General features: G+C 59.9%; 8 protein-coding genes. 2 read left to right on the top strand and 6 right to left on the bottom strand.

The window, feature by feature from the left end; genetic code table 11:
- Positions 1-14: 14 nt before the first annotated feature.
- The 3 genes from AKN83_RS27895 to AKN83_RS27885 form a co-directional block, all read right to left on the bottom strand.
- Positions 15-1322: an aminotransferase class III-fold pyridoxal phosphate-dependent enzyme gene (locus AKN83_RS27895; protein ID WP_050404886.1), complete on the bottom strand. Its 1308-nt coding sequence runs from the start codon at positions 1320-1322 to the stop codon at positions 15-17.
- Between the two features lie 20 nt (positions 1323-1342).
- On the bottom strand, positions 1343-2854 hold the full coding sequence (locus AKN83_RS27890) for an FAD-dependent oxidoreductase (protein WP_063695554.1): 1512 nt from the start codon (positions 2852-2854) through the stop codon (positions 1343-1345).
- A 1635-nt stretch (positions 2855-4489) separates the two neighbouring features.
- Positions 4490-5149, bottom strand: a complete 660-nt coding sequence (locus AKN83_RS27885) for a Crp/Fnr family transcriptional regulator (RefSeq protein ID WP_244522126.1) — start codon at positions 5147-5149, stop codon at positions 4490-4492.
- An 895-nt stretch (positions 5150-6044) separates the two neighbouring features.
- Between AKN83_RS27885 and AKN83_RS39965 the strand changes: the two genes are divergently transcribed.
- Both AKN83_RS39965 and AKN83_RS27875 read left to right on the top strand, forming a co-directional pair.
- A complete protein-coding gene (locus tag AKN83_RS39965; RefSeq protein ID WP_244522125.1) occupies positions 6045-6221 on the top strand; it encodes a hypothetical protein in 177 nt (58 codons plus the stop codon).
- A gap of 163 nt (positions 6222-6384) precedes the next feature.
- Complete coding sequence (locus tag AKN83_RS27875) at positions 6385-6630, top strand: hypothetical protein (protein ID WP_050404883.1); 246 nt, start codon at positions 6385-6387, stop codon at positions 6628-6630.
- Positions 6631-6679: 49 nt separating this feature from the next.
- On the opposite strand, the gene AKN83_RS27870 is transcribed toward AKN83_RS27875, so the two are convergent.
- The 3 genes from AKN83_RS27870 to AKN83_RS27860 all read right to left on the bottom strand — a co-directional run bounded on the left by AKN83_RS27870 (position 6680) and on the right by AKN83_RS27860 (position 12228).
- Entirely contained in the window at positions 6680-7798 is a 1119-nt protein-coding gene (locus AKN83_RS27870; protein ID WP_050404882.1) for a branched-chain amino acid ABC transporter substrate-binding protein, read from the bottom strand.
- Positions 7799-8594: 796 nt separating this feature from the next.
- A complete protein-coding gene (locus tag AKN83_RS27865; RefSeq protein WP_050404881.1) occupies positions 8595-10307 on the bottom strand; it encodes an MFS transporter in 1713 nt (570 codons plus the stop codon).
- 754 nt (positions 10308-11061) lie between these two features.
- Positions 11062-12228 (bottom strand): acyl-CoA dehydrogenase family protein, encoded by a 1167-nt coding sequence (locus tag AKN83_RS27860; protein ID WP_050404880.1) that lies wholly within the window; start codon positions 12226-12228, stop codon positions 11062-11064.
- Positions 12229-12456: the final 228 nt, after the last annotated feature.

Here is a 12456-nt window from a genome sequence, read left to right as displayed (position 1 = left end):
GACATGTGTGCTGGTCAGTGGACGGGCGCATTGAACCAGCGCCGAACCGCTCCCGGGGTGGCAACGAAATGATCTCTGGCAAACCGTACTGCAGCTGCGACCGGATCCGGGTCGCGAGCCGGGTTCTCCATGCGGGACAGCGCTGCCGGAAGGGCCTCTCCAGCTGCTTCGACGGCGGCCTGCACATCGGTGTCGGACACTGCTGCCGATGGCATGAAACGCCCGCCATACTGCATCAGGAAGCCCCGAGCCCACATTTCCTGGAAGAAGGCATGGCCAAGCTCGGGGTCAGCAAATACGACGTCGAACATGGTGGGCCAGGCAAACGCCCATGCCGCGGCTTGCTGTCTTGTGAAGACGCCGTTGAGCCCCTTGATCAATTGCTCGCCGACCTCGCGCATCCGGGCCAGCGCGGTCCCGTCGCGCAGGGCGTGCAGGGTGCTCAATGCAGCGGCGAACGGGGTTACTTCGCGCTGGTAGGTGTTTCCCATGTATGTCTTTTCGGCCGCGGCCAGTACGTCCGCCCGGCCCGCGACTGCCGACAGCGCCATTCCGTTCGCCAGTCCTTTACTCAGTGTAATCAAATCGGGCGTGAGGCCGACCGCCATGTGGTACCCGCCAGGCGCGTAGCGGAATCCGGTCATCACCTCGTCAAGGACAAGCAGGGCGCCGTGCCGATGCACCAGTCTCTGCAGTTCCTGATGGTATTCTGGCGGGAAGAAGTTGACCTCCGGGGTGACGATCACCGCGGCGACGCGCTGGACACTTGCCAGCTGATCGAGCAAGTCGAGGTTGTAGCGGAAGTCCACGCTGTCGCGGTCCCGATTGGGCAGCCCCATCTCGGGGCGGTCCTGCAACTGCCAGTCATGCCAGCCGTGATATCCGCTGGTCAGTACATGGTTGATGCCCGTGAACGCGCGGGCAAGGCGCACGGCTGCGGTGGTAGCGCAAGATCCGGTGCGGAAAAACATTGAGCGTTCCGCGACGGGGAAGATCTCCGCCAGCCGTTCGGCCAGTTCGACCCGGTGCACGGACAGCGGTCCGGGCAGAATCCCGCCGGTGCGGCGCATCTCAGCGGCTGCGTGCGCCACGACCGGCTCGTATCCGGCCCCAAGCGGTGCGGCACCGCTACAGGAAGTGAAATCGACGTATTGCTTTCCATTGATGTCCCATGCATGCGCGCCTGACGCGCGCGTCATCACGACCGGAAAACGCTTGTTGAGGTCCCACTTCTGCGAAGCGGTGACGCGCAGGGCGCGTCGCAGTGCCGATCCATGCCCGTCGGTCGCGGTCACGGCGGCAGTAGGCGTGCTGATCGACAAAACCCTCTCCGTTGCGCTCGTTACGTCAGCTGCGTGACTATTCTTCGAGCGATCCGCAGCGCGTTCGCCTGAATGGTGAAGGTCGGGTTGACGCCCCCGGCATAGGGGAAGAAGCCGCCATCCGCGACATAGAGATTGTCGATGTCGTGCACGCGGCCCCAAGGGTCAACCACCGATTGTGTCGGATCTCTTCCTGCCCGACAGCCGCCATGCAGATGTCCGCTGCCGAACTGATAATTGGAATCTTGATAATCGACTTGTTTTACCCCTGCCTCGGCCAGCAAGTTCGACGCATGTCGCGACAAGTAGCCTAGTCGGCGCTTGTCGAGGGGGTGGGTCCGGTAATCGAGAATGATCTTGGGCAAACCCAGCCCGTCCCGGCTGGTGGCCAGCCGGACCGTGTTGTTGCGCATGGGCTGATCGGCCGCCAAAAAATGCAGCCGTAGCCTTATCTCGCCGGAATCCGTGCGTTCGGGCTGACTTGCTTCGTAGATCATTCCGCCGAGCCCCGAAGGCGCCTCGTCGTCCAGGTAGTGATCGGACACCGCGACAGTGGAGAAGGGGTGGCCGGACTGGGGCGTGGTCGGCGGATTCAACGTGGTCCTACCGGTCACGTAGCCGCTGATCTTAAACGAGATGCCACTGCCTACCATGCCAGATGCGTTGCCGATGCCGTTGGGCGCTGCCTGTTGCGCCGAGCGTAGGAGCAGGGCGGCAGACTGTACCGCGTTGCCCGCGAGTACAACGCAGCGGGCGCGGACCCGAGCGCGTTGTCGGTTGAGAGTGTCTATCCATTCCACCGCATCGGCGCGACTGACGTTGCCGAGATCGATGCGGACGGCCTTGCTGCCAAGCGCAATCGTCAGCGCGTCCGGCGGCAGGGCGATACCCCTGAACGGCGAGCGTGCGTCGGCCCTCGCGCCGCTCGGGCACAGATGTTCGTTGCATGGTCCCTCGCAGTGACAAGCTGGCCGGCCGCGATATGGGATCGAGTTGATTGCCAATGGAGTGGGGAACGGCAGCCGGCCCAGGCGTGCCCCGGCATCGGCGATCAACTGGCCCTGCACACTGTATTTGTGCGGTGGCAGAACGGGGGGATCGCTCGGCGGCTCGAGCGGATCCGCTCCGGCCAGGCGGGCTACTCCCACGCGCTGTTCCACCTCATCATAGAATGGGCGTAGGTCCGTGTAGTCGATTGGCCAGCTCGGGTCGAGCGCGTCCCTGGCCACATGCGCTCGTGCGTCAAAATCGATGGCGCGACAGCGGAAGGCTATCCCGGCATACAAAGTCATTCCGCCGCCGAGCGCGCAGACGGTCCACGGACGCCCGAACGGCGTCAACGTTCCTGCCGCAGACTGCACCAGGGCGCTATCCATGCCATTTTGGACGTTCGCCAGCGAAGCGCCGGGAGGAAGTGTTCGTCCCTGCTCGAGAAGAAGTACTCGCAATCCGCGTTGTGCGATCTCGTGAGCGACCGTCGAGCCGCTGGCGCCACTCCCGATTACACATACATCAACAATATCGGCCGTCATTATCCCATCTTCTGGCAACAATATCGCCGATGCGCTATCGCGCCGTGTTCATTAGAGAGGAAATGCCATCGAACTAAGTCTCATCGCGGGCGTTGGACGCGCGGCTGATTCATGCGATCGCTCCGGATTTCCGGTTTGGCTTCGCTCGTCCGCTAGGGATCATCGCCGTGAGATCGTACAATATGACGCTGCGTGCGATTCAAGCCCTTCGAGGCAGCAATCGCATAAATATGAGCAAGCGGCTTCCGCGAAATGCGATTTTTGAGAGATCTAAGAGCTCTCAAAGCAAATCGACCCACCCGTGCTCCCGATGCGGGTACTAAACACATATTGTCGTGATCGAGAAGGTGCTCGCAAGCGCAGCTTCGCGACGCCATGTGGAAGTTTTAAGGCCGCAGTCGCTCGAATGCGTCGATCGGTCACCACTGTCGCATATCATCGTACGAATTGTAAGCGGTTTGATCGCGACAGACCCAGCCGGTCTGATGGACCCACGAGCAATTCAAATTCGTTCTCAACTCTGCGCAATCATTATACGCCGGCTAGAACGCCTCAAACTACGCTTTTCATGGGCAGCAAAAAAAAGCCCGGCCTGATCGATGGCCGGGCGAAGTCCGTCTGGGGGAGCGAGGCTGCTAAGCATCGCGCCAGCTTCCGTCGACAGAGGGAGGCTGCCGACGGTTATTTGCGGCAAGGATTTTACCGCAAATTCAAATTGCGAAGGATCATGTCGGGCAGATCTGGTGTCGAGCGTTCCTCCTTCGCGTCATCTCATAGATGATGGTGGCAACAGTGGAGTTGGTCTCTGCTGCACACATACCGACCGCATCAGCGTCTCATCACGGCAGCAACAGGAAGTCCTTTCGGACTCCCTTGTTAGCTACTCTGAGATAATACAACGTGCCGCCGCGTGCGATTCAAGCTCTTTGAGCTGACCCGCATGCAATTCAAGCCGAGGGCCTTTACAATCAGCTAAGTACCTTCGAGAGGAGCAGACGTACGTGTTGCTCTCGTTCTTTGATAGTCGCGTACTACACCGTGATCGAGACGCGTTGTGCGTCATGTTTTCCACGTGATCTCATGCCTTTTGGCCTTTCCAGAAGCTGACGTGCTTGCTGATTGGCGGCAGAGAATCTTCAGAGCAGCGCACTTTTTGAGCGTCTTGTTAGCCGGCCTAATCACACGGTCGGTGTCGACGATCTCAAATGTGCTATGATCATCTTACCAAGATTGGACGGGGGTGGTCCGAGCATGATGGGCTCGGTGCCCGATCCGAGCATCTTTACCGGGGAGTTGCGCGGCGCGGCTCATTCGGCGGGCATATCACAGCCAAGCGCCAAAGCTGTGCTGGCAACACGGAAATCGCTCTCCCGTGGCCGCGAGCTCCCAACGATTGACGATGCAGATTTTGTGGATCTTGCCGGCGTTCCTCGAAATCCGTCGGCGACACACGTTCGCTGCGCGAGATCGCGACGGGGCGCTGGCCGGGCAAAAAAATGCCCTGGGGATTCCGCCCACGAGCAATGCATTCGCCTCAAAGCCAATACATACCAGCGCTCGGTCTTACCTGTCGAAAGGTGAACGCCGCCTGTGATGTCTAGGCAAAGCTGCGCAGGCAGCAACGGCCCAAGAAATTCAGCGCATCAGATAGGAGGGACGGAAATCTGCAAGCAACTCGAGTCGATCTCGCTGAATAAGATCAACAGCATGTCCGTTCCATTCAATGAGCTTCCTGCGCCGAAGCTCCTGGATCGTCCGATTCGCGTGTACCGTCGAAAGGCCGCATGCATCGGCGATGTCTTGCTGTGTGAATGGAACATGGAAGCGACCATTGTTCAGAAGCCCGACGAGCTCAAGCCGCGCGGCGATCTCGCAAAGAAGATGAGCAAGCCGGAGCAACGCTTCCCGGGAGCCGAGATTTTCGATCCATTCGCGATAGATCGCCGTGTGAATCAACGTCTCCCGCCAAAACGCATGGGCGAGCGCGGCAGACTTCGCGAGGATTTCCCTGAGGTAGGAGTGGGGTACAAGGGCAATGATGCTGGTGCCGATGCTGCGGAGATCGCGATCCATTTCCGGAAAGTGAAGGGTGTGCAGGTCGGGGATGTCCCCAGGTATATAGAAGGACGTTATCTGGATTCGATCCGATGCCACTCTTTGGCGAGACAGAAAGCCGCCCATCACGACTGCACAGCTCACAGGCCGATCCCCCTGGCGCGCCAGGCACTCGCCAGGAGCGAACCGTTTGATGGTGTGAGGCATGCTTTCGAGCTTAGCTTGGTCTTGCTCGGACAAGCCCGTGACGCTCCGCAGACGCGCAATGAGCATTTGGTGCGGCAAGCAAACCCCGTTCTATCGCCGGGGCACGCCGATATCGACACCTATCCCCACCAGCCATAGCCGCGGCCATTCTGCACGGTTCCCCTTGATGTTCAACGTTTCTCCTACTCCCCTATTCGAGCTTTGCGCGATCTCTAGGGGAGACGCCGGATAGCCCATAAACGCACTGGACGATGACGCTCTGGCTATCCCTGAAAGCTCGACGATAAACCACTTACTTCTGTAGAACGACGAAACATGGTGCGCGATCGCCTGGACCGCCGAGCTGCGGTACCCTCCAACCGGCGTCAAGGCTCACGAGCGTGCAGCCAACGTCGGCTCGACACTGACGCCTTCCGCATCGTGCCTTGGCGGCAGCCGAGCAAAGCAATTGCGGAGCCGGGGCAGCTCATCTGGCTACGCAAGAGTGCATCTGGTTTGCGGTCGATCGTGAGTGAGGGGGGATGCCGTCGAACGGCGGCCGGATCTGAAGCCCCTGAAACACGATCGGCAGACCTTGTCAGCAGGAACGGCGATCGCCTCGTCAGCCTGCGATAGGTTTCGGGGGCGGTGCGCCCTGTCGTCGCCGTGACGTGCAAATCAGGCTGGCAATAGAAATCCGAAGTGATTATTCGCTCCGGCTCCAAGAGGACAAAGCGCGGCCTCCTGGCGCGTCATGCCAGCGAGTTTATGTAAGTACGAAACGGACCGATCTGTAGCGCGGATAACACATTGATCGGCTCGGCGAGACAGTTGGATCGCTGCGTACAGTGTTTCGTGGCGTCGAAAGGCCGATGTTTCCGTACAATTACGGGGCGATAGGGTGTGCTTGAATTGTCGTTCGCGGTTATTTGGTCGGATAGAGGGTCAAATGAATCATGCGGTTGTAAGCCGCTATGAACTGTCGACAACGACAGATGAAGAGCGTGAGCTGGTGCGCTGCAGACGGGAGATAGCGCGTCTCAAACAGCTGGTCGTGCAGCTTTCTGAACTCGTCTTGCGCAATGTCACGCAAAATGCAGAGGGCCGAAAGTCGCAATCCGGCTGACGCGCTCGGCCGTATACCGAATGGTCAATGCGCAGATGATGGACGTTTGACAATAGCCATTATGATCCGCAGCGCGGCGTCCCCCGGGGGAGGGGAGCGGCCCCGCCCTTGTTCTTCTTGGGGCGGGGCCGCGTAATTTCCGGTCGAACCGCTTCATGGATCGATGGACAAGAGTGCGTACCGCACGGAAAATGTGGGTCTGCAGGCTCTCGATCAGCCGTTTCATCTTGTCGATCGCTTGCTCATAGACCTGCGCTATGCAGGTCTAACAAGCTCGATTACCTCCAACCCGGTGGAGGCGTTGAATCTGGAGAGCGCGCCGTGCGTCGATCGGGTAAAGGTCGACGATCAGCGTTTGCAGGCGGTGCCGGCTTTATTTACGGATACCAAGCTGCTCCATCGGCATTGATCATCGCTCCGGGAGACACGCCAGCTTTGATGCGTCGGCCTAAGATGCGTCAAAACGCGCTCGGGTTGGTCTCGCTATAGCCGCCCTTGTCGTCCCACCTGTAAACGACATAGTCGATCTGCTTGATGTCACCCTTGGCATCGTATTCCAGCTTGCCGATCACCGTGTCCCAGGAGCCCGCCTTGATCACGTCCATCACCTTCCTCGGATCCGTGGTGCCGGCTTTGATTGCGGCTTGAACCCAGACCTGCACTGCAGCGTAGGTGTAGAGGGTGTACCCTTCGGGATCGACATTCCTGGCTTTGAACTTACTGACGATGGCAGTCGCCGCTGGCTTGTTGCGTGGGTCTGGCCCGAAAGTGAAAAGCGTGCCCGCTCCAGCTGCGCCGGTGACCGAGGCAAATTCCTTGTCAGCCAGGGCATCACCCGACATCAGTACGGTCTTCAGGCCCTGATCACGCATCTGGCGCAGGATGAGACCTGCTTCCTGATGATAGCCGCCGACATAGACGAGATCGATATTGTCTCGCTTCAGGCGCGAGACAATCGCATTGAAATCCTTGTCGCCCTTGTTATAGGACTCGTAAATCTTCTCGATGACGCCTGCCTTGTTGAGGGCCCTCTTCGTCTCGTCGGCAAGCCCCCTGCCATAGGTGGTCTTGTCGTTGAGAATGCCGATGTTCTTGCCCTTGAAATGCTTGGCGATATAATCGGCCGCAACCTGCCCCTGCTGGTCGTCGCGGCCGCAGACGCGCGCCACGTTCCATAGCTTGCGCTCGGTGAACAGGGGATTGGTCGAGGCGGGCGTGATCTGCAGTACGTTGCCGTCCGCGTAGGCTTCCGAAGCCGGGATCGACGACGAAGAGCAAAAGTGCCCGGCAACGAATGGAATCTTGGCGGCAGCGATCTTCTCCGCGACCGATCGCGCCTGCTTGGGATCGCAGGCATCGTCCTCGATGTCGAGGACGAGCATCTTGCCGAGTACGCCGCCGGACGCGTTGATCTGCTCCACCGCCATCTCCGCGCCGTTCTTCATTTGCCGGCCGAAGGCGGACTCGCCCCCAGTTATCGGTCCGGCGACGGCGATGGTGATGTCCTCTGCCAATGCCTCGGTGGACAGCGCAATAAGTGCTCCAAGCGCAAAGCCAATCAGCTTGAGTGATGTCATGGATGGTCCTCACAAGGTAAATGCGGCGGCGAGTAAGTCGAGCAAAGCAAAGCGAGCCCGGCGACGGCCAGCGCCTAAAAAGAAGCCGGAGATAAAGTCATGGTCGCGCATCGAACCCCTTCGAGTGCACCGCCATGATGGAGCGAAAGCCCACCTTGAGCCGGTGGAGAAACAGTTCCGTCTCGCCGAACCATATAAAGGTTCGAGGAACTATCGGCAGGGAGCTCATCACCCGAAAGCAGTACGAGGACATTTTCCGATGCCGTTCCAGCAGAGTGATAGGCCGGGGCGCGTGCGCAAGGGTGGAGCTAGATCAAGGAGCAACGTTAACGTACAAAGCGTCCCGTCTCATTCTCGCAACGCGTTGTCCATTTCATATTGCCCGCCGCTCGTTGAACGCACGGGCTGCCTTGGACGAACACTAGCGGAATCATGCAGTCAGGAAAGTGATAGCTCGGTCACAACGTACAGAGCCCGCCGCGTCAGGAATGCGTATGCGAGAGGCGGGCTGTCCGGACGGGGAGGGATGAGGCGATCCTTCACACTGTCCCCCATATGAATCAACATGTGTCACCGATATCGATGGAGGCGGACATAAGCGAGCACAGAGCCGTTTTCGCTATACTAGCTGCTGGCGCGATCAGTGCTCGGGTGACGCGGCCGGCCTTGGTCATAAGATCGGATGCGCTGGCGGGCCGCTCGCACTTTGGACTAGCCGTAGAGCCTGCCTGAAACTCGGCATTCTGCATATTCAAGCACATCCGTTCGCGAAGGTTCCGGGCTTTGGCAAACCGGGTTACTTGGTCGGCCGAAGCGGCCGGCTACGTGCGTTTGCCGCGCTTGCCATCTCGGGCCGCATTTCCGCCCTCGCGTGCTCGGGTGTGTCGTCTTTCCAGCGTACCGAGCCGAATGGCCTTTCCAGCATGCGGCGAACACGTACCGGTGCAGGACCGATGTGGAAGTGAATGGCCCGCCGCTCCAGCGCTCGTTCCGATTGGGTCGGGCGGTTGCGCCAGCGCAAATAATCGAGCCAGGTAGGAAAGTGATAACGTTCGGTCCACAATTCGGGATCAGCGATGTCGCGCGCGATCGACCAGCCATAGGCGCCGTTGCGCTGGCGGGACAATTGCACGTCTTGCATGACGTTGTGAAACGCGCGGGCATTCTCTTGTGCAATCCGGTACTCGACCTCGACGACGAGCGGCCCGCTGCGTCCAGTCAAGGCGAGCCGTACTTCGGGATCGGCGAGCAGCTCGGGCTCTTCGCCGCGCGCGCCGACCCGGGGCATGGGTAGCCAACGGCCGATGAGTGGTGAGGCGAGCATCAGCGCGGCCGACACCAGCAGAGCGGTTTCAACGCCGGCCGCGTCCGTCAGGTGGCCCCACCCCCAGCTGCCGACGGCAATCCCGCCTGAACTCGCCGCCTGATAGGCCGCTAGCGAGCGACCGGTCACCCAGCGTGGCGCCGACAGCTGAACTGCGATGTTGAACACCGCCCATGTCAGCATCCACACGGCGCCTGCCAGGACCAGCGCGGCCGCGGTCAATACCGGCTGACGGCTCAGCGCCACGGCAGCCATCGCCGCGCCCATGGACAATGCACAGGCACGAATCGCAGCTTCGCCGCTCATCTGCCTGCGGATCTCGGCAATGTTCAACGCGCCGACCACGGCCCCCACGCCAAAAGCACCAAGCATGATGCCGTAGGTCTGGGCGTCGCCATGCAACACATCCCGCACCACCAGAGGCATCAGCGCTGTAATCGCGCCGGCTCCAACGCCGGTTACAAGGGTACGAAGCAATACGACCTTGATCGATGGCGAATTGCTGATGTAGCGCACGCCAGACACCATTGCGCGGCTCAATCTTTCAGGCGGCAGGCGTGAGGGGGCGCGGACGCGCTTCCAAAGGAACAACGCGGCCATCAGTGGCAGATAGAGCACCGCGTTGAGCGCGAATGCGGCCACTGCACCGGCGCTAGCGACCACGACGCCGCCGATCGCGGGGCCGACGCTCCGTGCGATATTGTAGCTGATGCCATTCAGCGCAATGGCCGCAGGTATCTGCGCTTCCAGCGGCACTTGTTCGCTTACGGATGATTGCCAGGCCGGTCCCATAAGCGCCATGCCGCTGCCGACCACGAAGCAGAGTACGAGCAAGACGTTCGGTGTCGCCAGGCCAAGCCAGGCGGCCACCGTAAGGCCAGTTGCACCGGCGAGCGCGATGCCAAGCGAAACCAGTGCCACGATGCGGCGATCGTACATATCGGCGATTGCGCCCGCTGGTATTGAAATCAGCATCACTGGCAGCAACAGCGCGGTCTGCACCAACGCCACCTTGTCAGCTGATGACGTCATCTGCGTCATCGCCCAGGCTGCACCTACGCCTTGTATCAAGCTGCCGACATTGGACAGGAGACTCGCAATCCAGATGCGACGGAAGGTCGCGTGCCGCAGAGGCGCCGTGATACTTTCGGCGCTGTGCGACGGGACTTTGGTTGAATCGCTCATGTCGGATCGTGATGATCTATCATGATTTGATTCTGGTGCGGATCACAAGGATGTTCCCGACGTGATATCGCCGGGGAATAAGACCCGTCAATCAGATGACGACGTTTCGCTGGCTGGCTGTCTTCCATTCCACTCAGCGCTGTTCATTGGTGACTCTATGCTGCATCCAGCGCATAACTTAATGGACACGTAGAACAGATGCTGTATCGCTCGCGCGCAAAACTTTGTACGCAGCGTACAAATGGCGAGTTGACGAGTGCGGAATCGCTTGTCGGTGGGTAGAGTGAACTGTGACCCTCTTTGCTAACAAGCCGAAAGACCCTGTCACAGCACTATCCATAGTTCACGGGCTTCGCAGCGTTTGATGGACCTTGTTGTCTTTCGGGGCGAGTGGTTGCAACCCAAAATAGGGTAGGCGGCCTCTCCCTATCCCGCACGACCGAGACTGCGGCGAAGGATCTCCATCTTGAACGAAATGCGATGCAACAGATCGAGCAATCCCGGCTCGGCCCGCGAGTTTTTACCTCAATGGCTAAAAGTTTGTCGCAGTCCGGATGAATTGTCAGCTGCGACATTGCCTCCGTGAACACGCGGATTGTTCCCGTAGCCTGGTTCAAGGCTTCCCGCTTGGCTATCTAGTCGCTCGCATAGGCGTCTCACACTTCCGGACGAGTTCTCGGGCGAGCGAGCATGATGCGGAATTCGGCAATCCGTTGTTGCGGGTCGTGCGGAGGTACTCGTGGATGGCCGGCCCTCATGGAAACCCTGCCGGTGCTAAATTCCCGAGCAGGAGACGACCTACGCTCTGAAGTGTTCCTTCGTTCAAGGCTGCGTGCTGTGCAACCACGAAACTGTCGCACATTGCGCGCGCGAGATTGCTTGTGGTATAAAGTGATTGCGTTCCTGCGAGACCGCTCGCGATCTTGCAGACCTCGGCGCTCTGTCGGGCGGCGTTGGTCGCGGCAAGGCGCATCAGGTTCGTCGTATTCGGCAGGACCGCATCCTGCAACGCTTCGTTCCATAGCTCCTCGGTGGCTTCATAGAAGAAGGAGCGTGCGGAGCGCAGCATGGCTTCGGCTCTGGCGGCCTCCAGCTGGACGTAACCGCGCTCTGCCATCACCGGCGCTCCAGTAATTGAAGCGCGGCTCCGGGCCATGCCGATCACCTCGTCTAGCGCGGAGCGCGCAATGCCGATGCCCACAATCGCATGCGCCTGCGCGGCGAAAGTCACGGAAGGATAACGATGGAGGGGCCCGTCGAAAGCCGGTGGACCGCCGCGGATCAGTGTCCATTCCTCTGGTACAATAACATTGTCGACAACGATGTCATGACTGCCGGTGCCTTGCAGGCCGATGACCTCCCAATTGGGACGGATAGTTACCTGGTCGGCTGGCATCACGGCTATACGCGCAAGTCCGCCTGTTGGATCATCGTCTAGAGTGATTCCAACGCCAATTAGCTCCGCGCCGGTTGATCCGCTGGCGAAGGGCCACACGCCGTTCACGACAAACCCGGCAGCACTTCGTTGAGCGGGCTGGAGCGGGAAAACTGCACCCGCGTACACCACGTCGGGTCCGTTGGCATATACGCGGCAAAGCGTGTCTTCGGGGAGAGCAGAGAGGTAGCGAGCCCCGTCGCCGAAGCTGGCGACCCAACCGGCCGATCCGTCCGCTTCGGAAATTCGCTCGATCAGGCGACAAAAATCTGCAGGCGTTCTCTCGTCGCCGCCAAAACGTTTGGCGGCCAAAGCCCGGTAGACGCCAACGCGTTTGAATGCCTGAATAACGTCGTCTGGAACCTGCTGCGCGCGGGCAAACTCGTTACGGCGCGCGCGGATATCGGCCAGCAGCGGCGACAGATCATCACTTGTTGCAGCTGAAACGTCCGTTTCTGCTGCGATCGTTTCTGGCGGAGCGTTCATGTTTGTCCTCGGTGATAAGACGACCAGCGGTGTAGCCGGTCATGGACGGAGATTGCGAGTGCATGGCAGAGCCGGCCGTATTGGGTGAAGCCCGAGAAGATCGCCGATTGCCGCAGTTGATATTGATCGTGACCAGCCCGCAGGCTCCTTCCTCTCCAAACCGCTTGCCGAGCGGATCGGGTCAACAACACGGTGTTGAGGGGCCCGAATGCTGAACAACACATGGCC

The sequence above is a fragment of the Bradyrhizobium embrapense genome, assembly GCF_001189235.2.
GTDB classification, from domain to species: domain Bacteria; phylum Pseudomonadota; class Alphaproteobacteria; order Rhizobiales; family Xanthobacteraceae; genus Bradyrhizobium; species Bradyrhizobium embrapense.
Note: the sequence above shows the minus strand (reverse complement) of the source record. Positions and strands in the feature narration are given on the sequence as shown.